Annotated in this window: 13 protein-coding genes; 2 read left to right on the plus strand and 11 right to left on the minus strand. The window is 66.9% G+C overall.

Annotation, left to right across the window (positions count from 1 at the left end; genetic code table 11):
* Positions 1–230: 230 nt before the first annotated feature.
* The 5 genes from XH92_RS02530 to XH92_RS02550 form a co-directional block, all read right to left on the minus strand.
* Positions 231–539 (minus strand): GIY-YIG nuclease family protein, encoded by a 309-nt coding sequence (locus XH92_RS02530; protein WP_194457823.1) that lies wholly within the window; start codon positions 537–539, stop codon positions 231–233.
* A gap of 275 nt (positions 540–814) precedes the next feature.
* Positions 815–1,999 (minus strand): alanine--glyoxylate aminotransferase family protein, encoded by a 1,185-nt coding sequence (locus XH92_RS02535; RefSeq protein ID WP_194457824.1) that lies wholly within the window; start codon positions 1,997–1,999, stop codon positions 815–817.
* Positions 2,000–2,226: 227 nt separating this feature from the next.
* Complete coding sequence (locus XH92_RS02540; protein WP_246788647.1) at positions 2,227–2,997, minus strand: LssY C-terminal domain-containing protein; 771 nt, start codon at positions 2,995–2,997, stop codon at positions 2,227–2,229.
* A gap of 97 nt (positions 2,998–3,094) precedes the next feature.
* Positions 3,095–3,820 carry a thermonuclease family protein gene (locus XH92_RS02545; RefSeq protein ID WP_194457825.1) on the minus strand — a complete coding sequence of 242 codons (726 nt, stop codon included), beginning with the start codon at positions 3,818–3,820 and terminating at the stop codon, positions 3,095–3,097.
* A 178-nt stretch (positions 3,821–3,998) separates the two neighbouring features.
* Entirely contained in the window at positions 3,999–5,729 is a 1,731-nt protein-coding gene (locus XH92_RS02550; RefSeq protein ID WP_194457826.1) for a hypothetical protein, read from the minus strand.
* 358 nt (positions 5,730–6,087) lie between these two features.
* On the opposite strand from XH92_RS02550, the gene XH92_RS02555 reads away from it, so the two are divergent.
* Positions 6,088–6,942, plus strand: a complete 855-nt coding sequence (locus XH92_RS02555) for a caspase family protein (RefSeq protein ID WP_194457827.1) — start codon at positions 6,088–6,090, stop codon at positions 6,940–6,942.
* A 298-nt stretch (positions 6,943–7,240) separates the two neighbouring features.
* Here the strand turns inward: XH92_RS02555 and XH92_RS02560 are convergent, their stop codons facing one another.
* The 5 genes from XH92_RS02560 to XH92_RS02580 all read right to left on the minus strand — a co-directional run bounded on the left by XH92_RS02560 (position 7,241) and on the right by XH92_RS02580 (position 17,181).
* Positions 7,241–10,171, minus strand: coding sequence for an Ig-like domain repeat protein (locus tag XH92_RS02560; protein ID WP_194457828.1), 2,931 nt, complete (start codon positions 10,169–10,171; stop codon positions 7,241–7,243).
* Positions 10,172–10,493: 322 nt separating this feature from the next.
* Positions 10,494–11,372: an efflux RND transporter periplasmic adaptor subunit gene (locus tag XH92_RS02565; protein ID WP_194457829.1), complete on the minus strand. Its 879-nt coding sequence runs from the start codon at positions 11,370–11,372 to the stop codon at positions 10,494–10,496.
* Between the two features lie 7 nt (positions 11,373–11,379).
* Positions 11,380–12,288 carry an alpha/beta fold hydrolase gene (locus XH92_RS02570; RefSeq protein WP_194457830.1) on the minus strand — a complete coding sequence of 303 codons (909 nt, stop codon included), beginning with the start codon at positions 12,286–12,288 and terminating at the stop codon, positions 11,380–11,382.
* Positions 12,289–12,538: 250 nt separating this feature from the next.
* The gene (locus XH92_RS02575; RefSeq protein ID WP_194457831.1) at positions 12,539–14,986 is read right to left on the minus strand and encodes an adenylate/guanylate cyclase domain-containing protein; all 2,448 of its coding nucleotides are present in this window, start codon (positions 14,984–14,986) and stop codon (positions 12,539–12,541) included.
* A 137-nt stretch (positions 14,987–15,123) separates the two neighbouring features.
* The gene (locus XH92_RS02580) at positions 15,124–17,181 is read right to left on the minus strand and encodes an AsmA family protein (RefSeq protein ID WP_194457832.1); all 2,058 of its coding nucleotides are present in this window, start codon (positions 17,179–17,181) and stop codon (positions 15,124–15,126) included.
* Positions 17,182–17,393: 212 nt separating this feature from the next.
* On the opposite strand from XH92_RS02580, the gene XH92_RS02585 reads away from it, so the two are divergent.
* The gene (locus XH92_RS02585; RefSeq protein ID WP_194457833.1) at positions 17,394–18,068 is read left to right on the plus strand and encodes a Crp/Fnr family transcriptional regulator; all 675 of its coding nucleotides are present in this window, start codon (positions 17,394–17,396) and stop codon (positions 18,066–18,068) included.
* A gap of 323 nt (positions 18,069–18,391) precedes the next feature.
* Here XH92_RS02585 and XH92_RS02590 read toward each other — a convergent pair whose 3' ends face one another.
* Positions 18,392–19,252 carry a helix-turn-helix domain-containing protein gene (locus tag XH92_RS02590; RefSeq protein WP_194457834.1) on the minus strand — a complete coding sequence of 287 codons (861 nt, stop codon included), beginning with the start codon at positions 19,250–19,252 and terminating at the stop codon, positions 18,392–18,394.
* Positions 19,253–19,310: the final 58 nt, after the last annotated feature.

Consider the following 19,310-nt stretch of genomic DNA (forward strand, 5'->3'; position numbering starts at 1 on the left):
TGCCGGCAGTAAAGCGGAAATTGATGACGACGAAAAGTGCGCGGGGCCTGTCAAATAGTTGGGGTGCCGCTTCGTTGCGTCTCCGGTCATTTCTCCCGTCATCCTGAGGAGCGCGCCCTTGCGCGCGTCTCGAAGGATCGACGGCCCGGATATCTCGGCGCACTCCGGTTCGCTCGCGGCGGTGACAGCGGGGGCCGTCGATCCTTCGAGACGGCCGCTGCGCGGCCTCCTCAGGATGACGGGGAAAGGGTTGCTCCGCCTCGATGCGCCAGTCGGCTGATCGTGGCCCAATCCGATTTGATCAGTGCCTCCTTCTTCGCCCGGCTCCAGCCCTTAATCTGCCGCTCGGCCGCGATGCCGTCGGTGATGCGCTCGAAGTGTTGCGACCAGACCAGAACGACGGGCCGCCGATTATAGGTGTATCCGGGGAAGGTGCCCGCATTGTGCTGCTCGATACGTGGCGCGAGATCGTCACCTGTCGTACTGCCGACGTAGTACGAATTGTCGGCGCAGCGAAGCATGTAGACGTAAATGCCCATCGCGACGGTCCTGGCGCGCGTACGCTTGAACCAAGCATACGTCGCAACGGCCAAGTGGCAAGCGCTCGTCGGATATTTTTGCCACACCGTGAATGTCGTCCCGTCATCCTGAGGAGCGCGCTTTTGCGCGCGTCTCGAAGGATGGACCGCCCGGCTGTCTCAGCGCGTGTGTGTTCACTCGCGGCCACAGCGTGGCCCGCCGATCCTTCGAGACGCCGCTTCGCGGCTCCTCAGGATGACGGGTTTGATAGTGTTAACCGCAGCTCTCGCCGAGCCTACGCCTTCACGTTCTCGCCGAGCCACTGGATGGCGGCGTCGGCGCCGGCTTTGCCGTGGGGGATGTTCAGCGCGGTCAGCGCGACCTCCACGACGCCGAGCGTGCCGAGGATCATCGGCGCGTTGACGTGGCCCATATGCGCGATGCGGAAGGCCTGGCCCTGCAAATCGCCGATGCCGGTGCCGAGCACGACGCCGCATTTCTCCTTGGCATAGCGCTGGATCGCGGCGGGATCGGCGCCCTTCACGGTCACGGTCGTCACCGTGTTGGAGCGCTCGGCGGCTTCTGCGATGTTGAAGCCGAGCACCTGGCCTTCGCCCCAGACCGCGACCGCACGGCGCACCGCTTCGCCGAGCAGGCGGTGCCGCTCGAAGGCATTCTCCAGCCCTTCGGCATGCAGCATGTTGATCGCCTCGCGCAGCGCGAACAAGAGATGCACCGGCGCGGTGCCGGCATATTTGCGGTAGTGCTCGGAGCCCTCGCGCTCGGTCCAGTCCCAATAGGGCGTGCGCAGATCGGCCTTCTTGTGTGCGTCCCAGGCACGGTCGCTGGCGGCGACGAAGCCGAGGCCGGGCGGCGTCATCAGGCCCTTCTGCGAGCCACTCATCGCGACGTCGACATACCATTTGTCCATCTCGAACGGCATGCAGCCGAGCGAGGCCACGGTGTCGACCATGAACAGCGCGGGATGGCCGGCGGCCTTGATCGCCCTGCCGATCGCCTCGATGTCGTTATAGGCGCCCGACGCGGTGTCGACCTGCACGGCGAGGATCGCCTTGATCGTGTGCTCCTTGTCGCGGCGCAGCCGCTCCTCGACCTCGGCCGGGCGGATCGCGCGGCGCCAGTCGCCCTTCAGCACCTCGACATCGGCGCCCATCGCGGCCGCCGCCTGGCCCCAGCCGATCGCGAAGCGCCCGCTCTCGAGCACCAGCACCTTGTCGCCGCGCGACAGCACGTTGGACAGCGTCGCCTCCCAGGCGCCGTGGCCGTTGGAGATGTAGATGTAGGACTTGCCTTTGGTGGCGAACAGGTTCGAGAGATCGCGCAGCAGGCTTTCGGTCAGTTCGACCATCTCGCTGGAATAGATGTCGAGCGCCGGGCGATGCATCGCCTGCAGCACCTGATCAGGCATCGTGGTGGGCCCGGGGATGGCCAGAAACTCCCGGCCCGCGCGAACGGTCATCGTCCTGTTCCTTATGGGTAAAGAGCGCAAATCATGCGTGTGAGGGGTCAAGCGCGGAGGATATTCCATCGCGGCCCGGATTGCGAGCAGGCGGAAGCAATCCAGCGTTTCCAAAAGCGCGGGGCAGCATGATCCGGAAAAGTGCGAAGCGGTTTTCCGACAAGATCATGCTCAATGATGAGCTAACGCGCGATGGCGATTCAACCCAGTCTCATCGCGCTTTAGCCTTATTTGTCGATGGCCTCGACCACCGCACGCCAGATCTGGTCCTTGAACTGGGTCGCGGCGGGGCTCGGAATCTGCTCGACGGTGCCGTGGTTCTTGGCGCAGGCCTCGACCAGCCGCAGCACCCAGATTTCGCCGTCGGTGTAATAGAGATCGCCGCCGCCATTATGCCCGTCGAAGGTCGGGCCGATGCCGGTGACCTGGTATTTCGCGGTGACCATGCCGGCGGATTCCAGGTCGGTCGCGAGCAGCGCGCGTTCGGCGTCGAGGTCGGGCGCGATGTGATGCGTCACCGCGCCGGTGTAATGACTGACGCCGACGCTGCGGTCGAGCGTCGCAGCGCCGAGCCACACCGGGCGCTTTTCCTGGCCCTGATCGAGCACCCGCCAGAACCGGACATGGTTGCGGCGATCCGCGCTGGTTCCGACCGGCCGCTCGAAGGCGAGGTCCTCGCGGCGGCCGAGATAGAACAAATTGCTCACCGGCGCATCCTTGTAGGGACGATCGAGCAGCACCGAGCCGACGATCTCGATCGAGGATTTCAGCGTGACCGGATCGGCCGGAAACCAGCCGGCCTCGTGCATCGCGCAGACCACGTCCTTGGTGTCGCCGATCAGCCCGACATTCATGGGATCGCCCGGAATGCCCTGCGCGGTACGCGTCACCATCGGCAGGTTGGCGAGGCCCTTCTGATGCTCGTAATGCGTCCACAGCGCCGGCAGCACCAGATAGGCCGCGATCAGATAGACGACCAGCACGAACAGCAACAGCATCTGCGCCTGCCGGAGGCGGCTGCGCCGGCGCGCCGCAGGCGGGTTAATCTCGACGTCAGTCACGACACAGGTTTCCGGATCAGTGCGTGGCGCGGCCTTAGCGCCGCGTCTCGCGGCAGCCGGCGGCCTCGGCTTCCTCGACCGAGCAGAACCAGCGCGTGCCCTTCGAGATCTTCATCTCGATCTTGGCGTACCAGCGGCTGGTCGGCTGGTGGAAGATGCATTCGCCGGAGCGGTTGACGTTGCCCTTGATGGTGCAGTCGGGTGAGGGCGCAACCGGACCCGAGGCGGACGCGAGCAGGATCGAGTGCGCACTCTCCGGCACCTTTGCGGCGCCGAGCACGGCGGTCTTCTTGTTGCGCACGCGCCAGTCCCACGGCGCGATGAACGCGCCCTGCCACATCCCGGCCTTGGCCTCGCGCGCCGCCTTCTCGTCGGCTTCGTAGTCGTGCGAGATACGGGTGAAGGCCAGCGCCCAGCCATTGCTGACCATCCACTTCTGGATGTCCTCGCCGTCGACCTCGCAGCGCGCAATGGTGCGGCCGCGGCGATCGACCGAGCGCGCGTGGCAGGTCCAGCTCCTGTTGCCGGCATGCTTGATCAGCTCGTCGCGCGCGGCGACGCCGCAGGTCCAGCGCTCACCCTTGGTGTTGAGGCAGAGCTGATCGGTCGACGGCGCGTCGATGCCGCCGAGCCGGATCTTGACGCTGCCGATCACGAGCTGGTCGCCGTCGCGGATCTTCGGCACGCCGGTGATGTCGGCGGCGACGGCCAGCGTCGGCAGCGACAGCAGCAGGCCAGCAGTGAGCAGCGTCTTCAGCATCGGCGTTCCCGGCCAGGTTGTTTTCGTTCAGCGTTCAGTGCCCAAAGGGTCGGCAAGGATTGTGCGGGCAATTGGGCAACCGTGCCAGTGGAGTCGTGTTTCCGCCAGTTTCAACTTCGCGTCATCCAGGCATGAATGGGCCATTCATCCTTCCATGCCCTCTACCCATCCTACACGGCTACGAAGCGTTCGCCATTCGTCGCTTCGCCAGCGCGAGGGCCATCAGCACGAAGGCCGACGTCACCTCGGGGCCGCCGACCAGGATGCGTGTCGGCGTCTTCATCTTGTTCCACTCATAGGCCCTGTAGGGCCCCTTGCGACCGCCCTCGCCAAGGCCCTGCACGATGCAGTGCAGCGCCGGCGTGAAGCTCGAGACCTCGGCGCCGAGATGCGCCAGCGCCATCAGCGCGAGCGCCGCGTCGAACGGGTTCATCTCATGCGCGGTCAGTTCGCCCTGGACATAGCCGAGCACGCGGGCGCGGATCAGTGCGAACACATTGCCCGGATCGATCACGCGCTGCGCCGCCAGCGGCAGCGCGATGAAGGCGGCGTAGCAGCGGCCGAAATAGGCCGAATACAGCTCGGGCAGATAATAGATATGCGAGCGCGGATTCCTGAACGCGCCGCTTTCGACCAGATTCTTCTGGAACGCGATGATGCGATGCACCGTCTCGAGCCGCTGCGGCGTCTCGATGATCTGCCAGCGGACAAGGTTGCGGAACGAGACCTCGAGGATGTCGAGGTTCAGCGTCGGATCGAGGTCGTTGCCGTAGGGCCGCTCGCCGGCGAGATTGTCGATCCAGGTGACGACGCCGCCCTCATAATCGATGTGATCGTTCAGTGGCACGGTGACGCGGGGCTCGTTGGCGCCTGATCGCACCTGGTAGCCGCGATAGAAATCCAGCAGCGGCTGCTGCAGGATCGGATCGTCGGCGCCGGCCTGCGTTGCGGCCGAGAACGCGCACGCCGTGGTGTCGCAGTCGGGCACGTAGATGCCGAAGCCGAGATCCTGCTTGATCTGGGCGAAGAAGCGCGAGAAGCGCGGATGCCGGCCCGGCGCCAGCGCGGTGATCACCTTGACGACCGAGCCGTCATGCGACGGCACCTCCTCGGCGCTGGTCTTCAGGCAAAAGTCCACCATCTCGCTGATCGCGCGCCGCGCCGCGCCCGCTTCATCCGGTGACGCGAGTCCGGTCTCGGCATAGCTCAGCAGCGCCTCAGTGAAGAACGCGTCGTAATAGGCGGAGCGGTGGCGGATCTGCACCGGCTCCCACATCGGTTCGGCGATGCCGCGCCACGGCGGGTTGATCAGCGTGCGCGCCGGCGAATGCGCGATGAAGACGCGCGCCAGCGAGAACAGCAAGGTCGAGTTCTTGTAGCCGCGCGCGTTCAGGCCCGTCAGCGCCATCAGCATCTCGCGCCCGCCGATGTCGGCGTCGCCGATCAAATTGAAGGCGGCGTAGGTCGGGATGAAGCCGTTCTTGCCGAACGAGCCGAGGAGGTGCGCGCCGGTTACGCGGATCACGCGGTCGATCTCGGCCGGCGCGGGCGGGCGGGCTGTGACGGCTGCGGCCGGCGGGGCGGGGTGGCGCGCGCCGATGCCGTCCATCAGGTCGGCGATGGGGGCGCCGACCGCGGCCCAGTCCGGCGCCTCGGCGTCGCGCGCCTCGGTCAGCGCGGCGCGCAGGCCGGCCAGGCGGTCCGGGTCGTTGAGGGCGGGCAGGCCGGTGCGGCGGAGCAGCGCGCGCAGCGGCGGATTGCCGAGCGCGGTCCGGTAGAATTTTCCGAGATGGGCATCGCCGCCGCGATAGGCCTGCAGCACGGGGTCGCAGACGTCGTAAAGCGACGGGCCGTCCTTTTTGGCGGTCAGCGCCCGGCACACCGCGCCCGCGATCTCGTGAAGGCCCATGAATCCCTTTCTCAAGGAACCGGTTAACGCCGCCGCCCCGGCGGTGTTTCCTCCGGCCCTCCCCAAACTCGCAAGCCTTTGGAAAGCTACATGAATCCGTACAAAATACAAATGTGACAGAGATCACGTAACGGGATCTTAACAGCGTCAATGGCCTCTGCCGGGCGGCAGCATGCAGCAAACCGGGTTGCTCCGGCGGCTCAGCCGGGTTAAGGGAATGTTTGTTGCGGCGCCGCAAATTGAGATCAATCGACGGCACACACGGCTCAACCCCATTAAACCTGACGGCCACTGACGCGTTTACCCGGCGCGATTTCGTTCGAGCGTTATCGGGAAAAGGATTGGGATTAGGAACGCCATGAACCTTAGGCAGCTTCATATTTCCCGTCGCACCATCGCCGTCTGCGTGGCGGTGGCTGGCACGGTGTCGCTGGCGATCGGCGCTCATGCCGCGCTCAACAAGCGGACACCGGATGTTGCCAAGGAGACCGTCGCCGGAGCCGTCGCCACCGGGCAGACCGGCAGCATTGCGGGCGGCGCCTCCCGCCTCGCGCTGATCATCGGCAACGGCCACTATCCGGATGCAGCTGCGCCGCTGGCCCAGCCGATCAACGATGCCCGCACCTTGTCGTCGGCGCTGCGCCGCCAAGGCTTTGACGTCGACGTGGTCGAGGATGCGACCAAGGACGACATGTTCCGCGCGGTCGAGCGCATGAAGGCCAAAATTCGCCCCGACACCGTCGTGATGCTGTTCTTCGGCGGCTACGGCGTGCAGGTGGGTCGTGAAAGTTACATGATCCCGGTCGATGCCACGATCTGGAAGGAAGCCGACGTCAAGCGCACCGGCGTCAGCGTCGAGTCCGTGCTCGATGCGATGAAGGAGCGCGGCGCCAAGGCCAAGCTCGTGGTGCTCGACGCCTCGCGCCGCAATCCCTATGAGCGCCGCTTCCGCGCCTTCTCGCACGGCCTCGCCCCGATCAGCCCGCCGGAGAACACCATCGTGCTGAGCTCGGCGACGCCGGGCAAGGTCGCCGATGACAGCAAGGGCGCCAACAGCGTGCTGGTCTCCGAGCTGATCAACAACCTCAACGCCCAGGCCGGCGCCGAGACCGCCTTCAACAAGACCCGCGTCGCGATCTCCCGCGCCAGCGAAGGCGAGCAGGTGCCGAGCGTGTCGTCCTCGCTGCTGGAAGACATCAAGCTCGGCGGCTAGGCCGGGCTGTCCTGCGCCGGCGCGGCTCGCGCATTCGCTCCCAAATCACGAGCATGCTGTGTGGAGAGAACCCCTCTCCCCAACCCTCCCCCGCAAGGGGGGGAGGGAGCCTGACATGCGTGCTCATCTCACGTGCGTAGCAGCGCATTGCTTTTATCGCAGCTCGCGTAAGGCAGCCACCGGCGGAAGGGTTCCCTCCCCCCTTGCGGGGGAGGGTTAGGGAGAGGGGTGCCGCTTGCTCCGCTGCAAGACGCATCGCGAAGGCCTCGTTGCTTTCCACCCGCTCGATCGCGCCGCCTTACTGCGCGCCGAACGGCACCGAGGCGCGCACCCGATAGGTCCACAGCGCAAACTGGCCGCCGATGCCGCCGCGCTCGGCGCCGAGCGCAACCTGCGCGCCGCCACCGAACCGCGCCGCGATGCCGGCGATGGCGCGCGCCGACCAGCCGTCGAGCACGAACTGTGTCGGCACCGCCGGCGCTGCGATCGGCGCAGCCGCGTTGTCCCGGTTGAAATAGTAATCGCCGTAGAGCCCGGCATAGGGTGCGAATTCCGCGGTCGGCGACCACGCGATCGGATAGGCGACCTTGACGCCGCCACTGGCGCGGCCGGTGGCGAAATCGCGCGCGGTCTGCAGCGTGCCGAGGCTGTCGGTATACGCGTTCTCATGCTCCCACAGCGCATAGACCCGTGCCGACGGCTCGATCATGAAGCCGTAGGCGCGGTAGTTGCCGGTCACGCCACCTGAAGCCAGCCAGCGCTCGCCGCCGAAATTGCCTGTCGCAGTGCCGGCAGAACCGTCATAGCCGATCCCCGAATAACTCACCGTGGTGTCGAAGCGGATATTGCGCGAGATCATCCAGCCGAGATAGCTGCCGATGGTCCAGCCGTCGCCCTTCAGCCGGCCCTGCAGCGCATCGGAGCGGAAATCGAAATTCTCGTAGCCGCCGAGTACGCCGAGCAGGAAGTTCGGCGTGAGCTTCCTGCTGATGCCGGCGAGCACATTGACCTGGTTGCCCCACAGCATGGTCTGGCCCGGCAGCACGCCGCTGCCGCCGGCGCCGCTGCTGCCCCAGTGATCCAGCATCGCGCCCTTGACCTCGGCCCAGGCGTACCAGTCGCGCGGCTCGACTACGCGCGGCGGCGCCTTCACCGCCTTTGTCGTCAGTGCGGCGAAGGCGTCGTCGACGCGCTGCGCGCCGCTTCGCGCATAGGCCTGTGCTCCCGCGCTGCCGCGCTGTGCCGCGCCCGGATCGATCTGTTGCGCCGGTGTCGCCTCGGGATCGGCGGCGAAATTGAAACGGATGCCCGACGCGTTCGGCTGCGCGAAATTGCCGTCGTCGGAAAACGCCTCCGAGATCGCGGAATCCACCGCGCCGGAGATCGCCTGTCCCGAATTCTGCGCCACCACCGGGGCCGCCAGCACCTGGATGGCGCGCAGCTTGAGGCTGTCGGCCGGCGTGTTGACGGCCTGGATCACAGGCTGGGCGCTGCTCGCCGCGAAGATCGCGCTGCCGCCATAGCTTGCGGTGATGGTGTGGCTGCCGAGCGTGAGCGCTGCGGTGGTGAGCGCCGCAACGCCGGCGCCCGATAGCGTGACCGTGCCGAGCACGCTGCCGCCGTCCCTGAACGTCACGGTGCCGCTTGGCGTGCCGCCCTGGCTGGTCGCGGTTGCGGTGAACGTCACCGCCTGTCCGACCTGGCTCGGATTCTGCGAGGACGCCAGCGACAGCGCGGTCGCACTGAGGTTGATGGTTTGCGCAAGCGTCGCGGTGCTGGTGCCGAACGATGCGTCGCCGCCATAGGACGCCGTGACGATGAAGCTGCCGCCGGCGGCAAAGCTGTGGCTCAGCGCCGCAGTCCCCGAAGCGAGGGCAGCCGTCGCGCTGGTGCCGTCGCCGAAGTTGAACGTCACCGTGCCGGTCGGCGTGCCGCCGGTGCCGCTGACATGGGCGGTGAAGCTGATCGCCTGTCCGGCATTGCCCGGATTGGCCGACGAGGTCAGCGTCGTCGTCGTCGCCGACGCGTTGATCTGCTCGGCGAGTGTGGCAGTGCTGGCCGCGAATGTGGTGTCGCCGGCATAGGACGCGGTGACGGTGAAGTTGCCGCCGCTGACGAAACTGTGGCTGAGCGTGGCGTTGCCGGCGGCGAGCGTCGCCGTTGCCGTTGTGCCGTCGCCGAAGTTGAAGGTCACCACGCCGCTCGGCGTGCCCCCGGTGCCGCTGACATGGGCGGTGAAGCTGATCGCCTGTCCGGCGCTGCCCGGATTGGCCGAGGCGGTCAACGTCGTGGCCGACGCCGCCGTATTGATGTGTTCGGCGAGCGTGGCAGCGCTGGCCGCGAATGCCGTGTTGCCGTTGTAGGACGCGGTCACGGTGAAGTTGCCGCCGGCCGCAAAGCTGTGAGTGAGCGTGGCGGCGCCGGCGGCGAGCGTCGCGGTCGCGGTGCTGCCGTCGCCGAAATCGAGAGTCACCGTGCCGTTCGGCGTGCCGCCGCTGCTTGCGACATTGGTGGTGAAGCTGATCGCCTGTCCGGCCGCGCCTGGATTGGCCGAGGGCGTCAACGTCGTGGTCGTCGCCGCCGCCGTCACGGTTTGCGTGATCGTCGTCGTGAAGGCGTTGTAGTTGCTGTCGCCATTATAGGTGCCGGTGATGGTGTAGGAGCCGCCGGTGGCATAGGTGTGCAGCCCGGTGCCGCCGCCACCGACGAGGCTGATGGTCTGGGTGCTTCCGTCACCATAATCGAGCGTCACGGTGCCGGTGGGTGGCGGACCCCCGGCAACGGGGATGACGGTGAAGGCGACGCTGACGGCCTGCCCCGACGAGCTCGGATTGGGCGATTGGTTGAAGGCGATCCCGCTCACGGTGCCTTTGGTCACGGTCACCGAGGCGGTGCCACTGCTCGGATCGGGGCTGAGATCGCCGACGAAGGAGGCGGTGACCGTGTAGGTGCCGGCAGCCGAATATTGATGGGTTGCCAGCACGGTGCCGCCGCTGGCAATCGGCTGGGAGCTGGTAGCGGAGCCATCGCCGAAATCGAAGGTCACAATTCCGGTCGCCGTCGCGTCACTGTCGATGACCTGGGCGGTGAAGACCGCGGCACCGCTGCCGAGGGGGCCGAACTGCGTCGGCGGCGACACCGTGGTCGTGCTGGTGCCGGCAAGGGCCGGCGCCGTCAGGGTGAACAGCACCAGCGCGGCGAGCAGCACGGAGGCCGTCAAGGTGCGCAACGACCGCTTGCGCCATTGCCGCCAACCGGGCGCCGACGAAGTCCTGGCCGCAAATCCGCAGGTGTCCGACACCATTGGGGCACCCCGTGATAGGCAAATACACCATCAAAACAACGAGAAACCAACGCGTGATGCCGCACGGGCGGCAGCCGTGCCCACGCCGTTCACGTGCGGCAACCTGCCGCAGCGGTAGGTCCGCAGCAAACGCTTTTGCACAGTAGCGTGCAGATTGCCGCCCAGTTGTGTTGCTACCGCCACAAGCGCCACGGCGGCGCACGCCTTCCGGTTTGGCGACGCGCGTCTGGTCGTGGTTGGATCTACGCTACTTCGCGTCCGCGCTCGCGCCGACCGGCCGCACCGGATCGCCTTCGCGCAGCAGCGCGCCGGCGCGGGCGACGACGATGTCGCCTTCCTGGATGCCGTCGCGGATCTCGACCTGCCCGGCCGACATCAATCCGGTCTCCACCCGCCGCGTCTCGACGCGGCCGCCGCGCACCACCTGCACCACGGTGCCGGCGGTGGAATAGAGGATCGCGGTCAGCGGCACCGCGACGCCGCAGCTCTGCCCGGTCTTGATCTGGGCGCGGCCGGACGAGTTCACCAGCAGCCGCTGGTTCGATCCGATGCCGACGAACACCTGGCCGAGCTGGCTGTTCGGCTCGATGGTCGGCGCGATCATCCGCACCTTGCCGTCCATCTCGCCGGCGCCGATGACCTTCAGCCGCGCGGTCTGCTCGGTCTTCAGCTTGGCGATGTCGCGGGTCGGCACCATGCCGACGAGGTCGTATTCGCTTCGGGCGATGATCGAGAACAGCGCATCCTTGCCCGAGGCCGGCGCGCCCACGATCGCCGATGATGCCGAGATCGTGCCCGCCACCGGCGCGGTGAGGTTGATCGAATTGGTGCCGTCGGTCAGCCGCGCCAGCACCTGTCCGGCGGTGACGGTGTCGCCGGGATCGGCCTTCACCTCCGCCACCTTCAGGCCGAAGCGGTCCGGCCGCACCTGCTGCTCGTCGCGCGCCAGCACGATGCCCGAGACCTCGACGATATTGCCGAAGCAGTACTTCGAGGCCTTCAGCACCGTCACCGCCGCGCCCTTCGGCACGGCGTCGGCTTCGCCCGCGGCACGCGCGGGAGAAGCCGCGAGCAACAGCAGCGCGGAGGCGGCGAGGGCGACAGCGCGCAGGCGAGGCAAAATCATCGGCAAACTATTCCCAAAATGAGGGCCTCCTGAATACCAGATGAGGCATCGCCGAGCCAGCCGGCTGCGCCGTGCCGGCAGCCGCTTCGGCCGGCCCTGCGCATGCGGCGAGCTCCAGCTTCGCCAGCTCCTCGGCGCGCCAGATGTGGCGCAGGATCTCCGGATTGACCCGCTCGGCGTGCGTCACCGGCAGCATGTGGCCGGCCGCCGGCAGATGCCGCAGCTCGGCGCCATCAATGATCGCGGCGAGTTTTGCGACAATGCGCTGCGTCACATAGGGCGACAGCCCGCCCGACACCAGCAGCGTCGGCACCCGCAAGGCGCGCGCCGCCGTCGCCACGCCGTCGAGATCGAGCGCGGCGTTGAAATCGTAAGGCAGCTTGTCGGCCTGTTCGATCATCCGCAGCCGCCCGCTCGGCGAGAACTGCTCGCGCGGGCCGGAGCCGGCCCAGAACGCGGTGAACGCCTCGACCGCCTCGAGCACCGCGCCGTCGAAAATATCCTGCGACACCACCTGCGCAATTCGCGCGAAGCGATCGTACAGCCGCACGTCGGCGGTGCCGTCGCGCAGCAACGTCGGCAACACCGGCTCGATCAAGGTCAGGCTGCGGATGCGCGGCGCATAAGCCGAAGCGGTCGCCAGCCGGAACGCGATCGCCCCGCCGTAGGAATGCCCGACCAGATGGATCGGCCCCTCCGCCTTGGCGAGCCAGGGCTCGAGCCGCGCGATCTCGCCGTCCAGCGTCCGCGGCCAGTCGCGCCCGCAGGCGGCGACGCCATAGCCGGAAATGTCCGGCGCCATGAACGGCGTGCCACCGAGCGCGCCCGCAAGCTTGGTCCATTGCCGTCCCGACCCCAGCGAGCAGTGCAACGCCACCACCGCCGCCGCCGCGTGCGTCCCGTCCAGTCCTGTCATCAATCCCATCCTGCTTGTTCTTGTCGTCGCAGGGCGCGCGTTCGCACGCGCCCGTCATGACGCGAGCGAGGTTGGGGAGGGGTTATTCCCGGGAGGGGCGGGTGGGGTCGTGATCGTGATTGCGGAGACAGACAGATTAACTGGATGTTGATTTGAGGCTCGTGGCAGTCGGCGCCCGGGAACGGGGCCACACCTTCGATGCCGCCCCGGCCTTCGCCGGGACGACGTGGGGAGAGAGCGTGCCGCTTGCCTACTCCGCCGCCGCTTCCGCGCTCGGCTCGCCCTTCCAGCGCAGAATCTCCGCGGCGAGGATGGGGTGGTTGAAGCCCTTCACCACGAGGTCGTCGATGGCGCGGCCTTCGACGCACGCCTCGACGATGCCGTAGACGCGGCGGCTCACCACGATCTGGTTGGGCCTGGCTTCGCCGCACAGGCGCGAGGCGAGGTTGGTGACGCTGCCGATCGCGGCATATTCCAGCCGCTGCTCGAAGCCGACCTGGCCGAGCGTGGCATAGCCGACGGCGATGCCGATGCCGAAGCCTAAGCTATGCCCGCGGTTGCGCCACTTCTCGGTCAGCGGGCCGATGGTGTCGCGCATCTCGACCGCCATCTTCACGGCGCGCGCGGTGTGATCGGCGAACTGGATCGGCGCGTTGAACAGGATCATCACGCCGTCGCCGGCATATTTGTCGAGCGTGCCTTCATACTTGAAGATCAGCTGGCCGAGCGCGGCGTGATATTCGCGCAGCACGTTCATCGCTTCCTCCGGCTCGGTCGCCTCGGTGAAGGCGGTGAAGCCGCGCAAGTCGCAGAACACCACGGTGACCTCGCGGCGGTGGCTGTCGAGCAGGCCCTCGGGATTGTCCGACGAGGCGATCAGCTGCGCCACCTGCGGCGCCAGGAAACGCTCGAGCTTGCGGATGCGCTCGATCTCGGTGAGCTGGGTCTCGACCCGTGCCTCCAGCGACTTGTTCCAGTCCTTGAGCTGCTCGGTCTGCTCGCGCAGCTTGTCGGCCTGCTCGCGCACGGTGGAATTGGCCTGTTCCAGCGCGTGGCTCTTCTGGTCGACTTCCGTGAACAGCCGCGCGTTGCGCATCGCCAGCACCGCCTGGTGCGCGAAGGTCTTCATCAGGCCGATCAAGCCCGCCGGGAAATCGCCGGCCGCCTTGCGCAGCACCACCAGCGAGCCGAGCACGCCCTGCTGGTCGACCAGCGGCACCACAAGCACGGAGTGGAAGCCGGCGCCGACCACGACATCGCGCAGCGGCTGATCGGCCGGATCATCAGGGCTTGCAGCGAGATCGGGAAATGCCAGCGGCTCGCCCCTGGCCGCAGCCTCGGCAAGCGGGCTGTTATCAGCATCGATCGCGCGATGCCGGCCCTCGGCCGCAGCGTCGATGCCTATCGATTGCGTCAGGTTGAACGTGCGCTGTGCGGCGTCATAGCCATAGATCAGCACCGCGTCGGCATGGGTGATCTCGAGCGCGCGGGCGGCGACGGTCGGCAGCACGGCGTTGAGGTCGAGCGAGGACGCCACCGCGCGGCCGACCTCCTCCAGCACCTTTAGCTCGTTGATCGATTGCGCGAGGTCGCGGGTGCGCTCCTTCACCTTCCATTCGAGGTCGGAATAGGTCTCCGCAAGCTGCGAGGCCATGCTGTTGAATTGCCCGGCAAGCTCCTCCAGCTCGTCTGATGTCTTCACCTCGATGCGATGGCCGAAGTCACCGGCCCCAAGCCGCCGCGCGCCGGTGCGCAGCGCGGTGATCGGCACCAGCATGCGCCGCGCCAAAATCGTGCCGGCGATGATCGCGACCACGAGGCCGAGCGCGATCAGAAGCGCGATGCGCACCAGCTGGTCGCGGATCGGGGACAGCGCCTGTGCGGTCGGCTGCTCGTAGAAGACGTGCCAGCCGAGGTCGGGTGCCGCTGTTGCCGTCGTCAGCACCGCGTTGCCGTCGACATCCTTGCCGGAGGCGACCGGCCTGCCGCTGCGCGACAGCACCGCGGCGACCTGCGGCAGCGCGGCGAGGTCCTTGCCGACCTCGGGGCCCTTCGACGAGCTCGCCAGCACGCGGCCCTTGGCGTCGACGACATAGGCATAGGCGGTGCGGCCGACCTGGGAGTCGCCGAAATAGTCGCGGAGGAAGCCGAGGTCGATCTCGGCGACGGTGACGCCGGCGTTGAAGCCGGAATGCTGCTCGCCGATCGACATATACGGCCGCTCGTCGCGGAAATACGCCGGCGCGTAGGCGGTGCCGCGCTCGACCGCCTCGGTAAAGCGCAGGTCGCGGGAGAGATCCGCATTGGAATTCAGCGTCACGGTCTGGCGCGACAGCCGCAGCAGTTCGCGGCCCTGGCCGCTGATCAGAGTGAGCTGGTTCACCGCCGGAACCTGGCCGAGCAGCTGGGCATAGTCGGCGCGGCGCAGCTCGATGGTGTTAGAGGAGGCGCGGGTCACCCAGGAGATCTGCCGCTCGAGATCGGAGATCGATTGCTCGATGCGCTTGGCGGTGGCATCCGCCTTCTCGCTCATCGCATCCGTCAGCGTGGTCCTGATGCCGCGATAGCTGATCCAGGTCTCGAGCGCGCCGTTGACCGCGAGCACGAACACGACGAGCCCGACCAGCGCGAGGACGTATTTGGCGAACAGGCCGCCGCGCAGGAACCAGTTGTTGCCCTTGTCCGGTGCCCCGTTCATCCAGCCTCGTCCGTTCTCCTCCAATCAGTCGCGTGCGCCACTGTACCTAGCGCTGTTTAGCACGGATCGGCAGGGCACGGCGGGGCCTCCCGTCGCATGGTTAGCCCTGCATTCCGGCGGGGGAGATCCGGGAATATTCAGCGGCTGAACAGCTGCCGCAGCACGTCGTTCATCGCGGGATTGTCGTGCTGCTCGGCGGTGTCGGCCGGCGGAGGGGCGGGCGGCGGTGGCGCGGCGGCGGTCGGCGCGTCGGGGGTGGGCTGGGCGAGGCTGCGGCTCGGACGGGACGCGTTGCCCTGGTTGAGGGTGGAGAGGCCCTGCTGCAGCAGGTTCCCGATGGTGTCACCGAGCTGCCCGCCGAGCGGGTTGTTCTGGCCGGCGGCGCCGCCGCCTGGAGGCTGGCCGGTGCCGGGCTGCGCGCCGCCCTGCACGCCGTTGAGCAGGTTGGTCAGCCCGTTGAGACCCTGGCTCAGACCCTGACCATTCGCCCCGAACAGGCCCTTGCCCATCTCCTTGAGCTTGGCATAGGCGGCTTCTGGATTGTCGAGGATGCCCTGCATCTCGGGATAGATCCGCGGGCTCACCCAGGGGCCCTCGATCATCACGGGGATGCCGAGGCCGACCGGATTGCCGGCGCGGCCCTGGCCTTCGGTGGTCATCACGAGCTGCGGCTCGACACGGAACCCGATCTGGCGGGTGTTGAGATCGATGGTGCCGACCCCGCTCATCTTCACCAGCGGCCCGATCAGGTTGAGATCGGTGGTGACGGCCTGGCCCTTGTCGAGCTTGAACGAGGCCGAGAGCTGGCTGAGATCGGTCGACAGCTCCTGACCCTGCTGCCAGCCCGAGAGGGTGCTGGTGGTGAGGTTGCGGATCATCTGCGCGACGTTGAGGCCGAGGATCTTGCCGTCCTGGAACACGACAAAGGCGGTGCCGCCGAGATTGCCGACGATGGCGCGTTCGCTGCTGCCCTGCGAGGTCAGCGCGATCTTCGCCTGCATCCTGCCGTCGAGCTTGTCGAACTCGGCGAGGCTCTTCAGCACCGGCAGCGCCCGCACGCCGGCGAGATCGAGCCGCAGCGCGTAGGTCGGCGTGGCGCTCCTCGCGTCGATCGTGACGTCGCCATTGGCGGTGCCCTCATAGGCGCCGAGATTGCCGAGCTTCCCCTTCAGCACGCCGCTGTCAACAGATGCATCGATCGCCGCCTGCGCGAAGCGGCCGTCGCCGATCACGAGCTCGGCCGTCGAGATGCGCGCCTGGGCGTCGACGTAATTCAGGCCGTTGAGATCGATCGCCGCGTTGCTCCAGCTGTTGGTGCCCAACGGCTGCGCCGCGTCGGACTGGCCCGGCGTCGGCGCGATCGAAATGCGCTGGAAGTCGAGATCGAGCTTCACCAGCGGCTTGTTGCTGGCGAAGTCGACCGAGGCCCAGCCGGTGAAGCCGCCGTCGCCGAGCGTGCCCGACACGCCGTTGAACATCAGCACCGTGCCGTTCAGGCGCGCTTCGGCATTCGCCTTGATCGCCGCGGGCAGCAGGCCGGGCGCGTCGATGTTGAACTCGGCCGGCATGTTCTGACGCTCGAGCGGCCCTTGCGGCGCGGTCGCGCGGATCTCGAACTTCAGCGGCTTGTCGCTCGCGCGCGCATTCCCGGTGATGACGATCTTGCGGTCGCTGCCGATCGTCGCGTCGGCGTTGAACGTCTCGATCCGGTTCTCGACCCGGTCGCGCACATTGGCGAACACGATGGTGCCGCGGTTGATGCTGACATGCCGGATCGTGATGCCGCCACTCTCGGAGGCGGCAGACTTCGCCGGCGGATTATGGTCGCGGGTGCGCTCGCGTTGCAGCGGCAGATTGATGACCGGCTTCTCGATCACGAGATCGGTGACGTCGGGCCGGCCCGACCACAGGCTCGACAGCGTCATCTCGGCTTCGACGCTGCCGGCCGCGAACCGGTTGTTGGCCTCGCGCTCCCGCGGATCGTGCAAGACGACGTCGCGCAGCGTCAGATTGACGGTCGGCCAAAGGCTAACCTTGGCGCCGCCATTGATGGCAAGCGTGTAGCCGGTCTCCCGTTCGACCCGTTCGGTTATGGCCGACGTGAGGAAGGAGGACGGGATTCCGACCGCGGCCACCAGCGCGATGATCACAATCACGGCAGCGATGGCGGCCCCGGCGAATTTCAGTGCTCTCATATCGATATTCCAGGCCGGGCAGACAGGGTTCCGCCGCGGAAAGGGACGGCCGGTCGCACGAGATTATCCCGCAAACGGGACCTCGCTCCAACGAGGTGAAAAATAATCCGTTACCAGCATGAACTTATGTGACCTCTCACACACTCTTATGAGGGTGATTTTTGCTAACCGGGCGTCAGGGGACCGCTCGGATGGATTTGGAAGGCAATACAATGAGCAAACAGGCCGAATTTGCGGTCATTCTGAAAATGAACCCTATGTTCGCCGATCTCGGTGCGGACGAATTGCAGCGGCTCTCGGGCCTCTGCCACACCCAGCAGCTCGCCACCGGCGAGGTGCTGTTCCAGAAAGGCGATCCCGGCGATGCCCTGTTCGGGGTCCGCCGCGGCCAGATGCGCATCGAAACCGGAGCCTCCGACGGCAGCCGGCTCACATTGAACTTCATGGGCTCCGGCGATCTGTTCGGCGAAGTCGCCGTGCTCGACGGTCAGGATCGCACCGCGGATGCGACCGCGGGCGAGCCCACCGAACTGTTCGTCCTGCGGCGGGAGGATTTCCTCGGTTTCCTCGAGCGCGAGCCGAAGGTCGCGGTCCGCCTGATCGAATTGCTGTGCCAGCGCATCCGCTGGCAGAGCGAGCGGATGGAAGAATCCGTGCTGCAACCGTTGCCGGTCCGCCTTGCACGCCGGCTGTGCGCGCTGGCCGAGGATTTCGGTTCCGAGGTGCATATCTCGCAGGAACAGCTCGGCATCTTCGTCGGCGCAGCGCGCGAGAGCGTCAACCGGCAACTGCAGACCTGGCGCAAGGACGGCATCGTCGACCTGCAACGCGGGCGGATCATGCTGCACAACATGACCAAATTGACGGCGGTCGCGCGCAACGATTAGAGCGTCTTCGCGCGAAGCAGACGCGCCTTCGCGTGCAGAAAACGCGTCAAACCAGGCGCTGAACGGATCGCATGCAACGCGCGCGCGAGGATCACATCCTCTCGCGCGCCCTGCTTGCGCGTGTTGACGCACTCTTGCCTAAAAGACGTGCTTGCATGATGTGGCCGGTATCGCTTTCATCGGCCTGCCGGTCCTTGGGGTGACACCCAGCCTTGCTGGCCTCACGCCATCCACCAGCAAACCCCTGCGGTCTCTTTCCCGTTGACCGCAGGGGTTTTGCATTCCGACATTTGCATTCCGAGAAATGCGTGGCGCGAATGCGCCTACCGCAACACCACTTCGGGATTGGCCCAGCGCAGATATTGGCGCGGCGCGGCGCCGAGCTCGCGCTTGAACATCGCGGCGAACGCGCTCGGGCTTTCATAGCCGACGTCGAGCGCAACGCAGGTGACGGCCTCGCCGGCGCCGAGCCGCGCCAGCGCTTCCAGCAGCCGTACCCGCTGGCGCCATTCCGCAAAGCTCTGTCCGGTCTCGCGCCGGAACAGACGCGTCAACGTCCGCCGGCTGAGCTGGCAGCGATCGGCCCATTCGTCGAGCGTGAGATCGGAGCTCGGATCGACCAGCACCGCTTCGCAGATCGCGGCGAGCCGCGGATCGGGCGGCACCTGCACATGCAGCGACACTTCGGGCATCCGGCCGATCTCATCGAGCAGGAAATCGACCAGCCGGCCGTCGCGCCCTTCGGGATCGTAACGCGTCGGCATGTGGACTGCTTCTTCCATCAACGCTTCGACCAGCGCGGAGACCTTGATCAGGCGGCAGGTCGCCGGCGCATTCCGCACCCGATCCGGCGTGACATAGATGGTCTGGATCTCGACCTCGCCCCACGCACGCGACTGGTGCGCAACGCCGGCCGGAATCCACAGGCCGTGGCCGGGCGGCACGACGAAATGGCCGCGCTCGGTCATCATCGAGGTCACGCCTGCGGTCTGCAGGATGAATTGGTCGCGGCGATGCGCGTGTCGCGCGCTCGTGCTTTCGTTCGGATAGGAGGCCGCCATCGCCGCGAGCGGCCGTTCGACCAGTTGCAATTGTCCGGCATAATGCGCGGCAGCTACGGGACCGGACTGCTTGCGGCACACGCGCAAACCGGTGGTGTCATTTCGTCGCGCTGCGACTTTCAAGTGTCGTGAGCTCCTGATCGATCGTCGTTTTCGCAGGGTGCTCATGCATCTTCCGGGC

The sequence above is a fragment of the Bradyrhizobium sp. CCBAU 53421 genome (assembly GCF_015291625.1).
Taxonomy (GTDB): domain Bacteria; phylum Pseudomonadota; class Alphaproteobacteria; order Rhizobiales; family Xanthobacteraceae; genus Bradyrhizobium.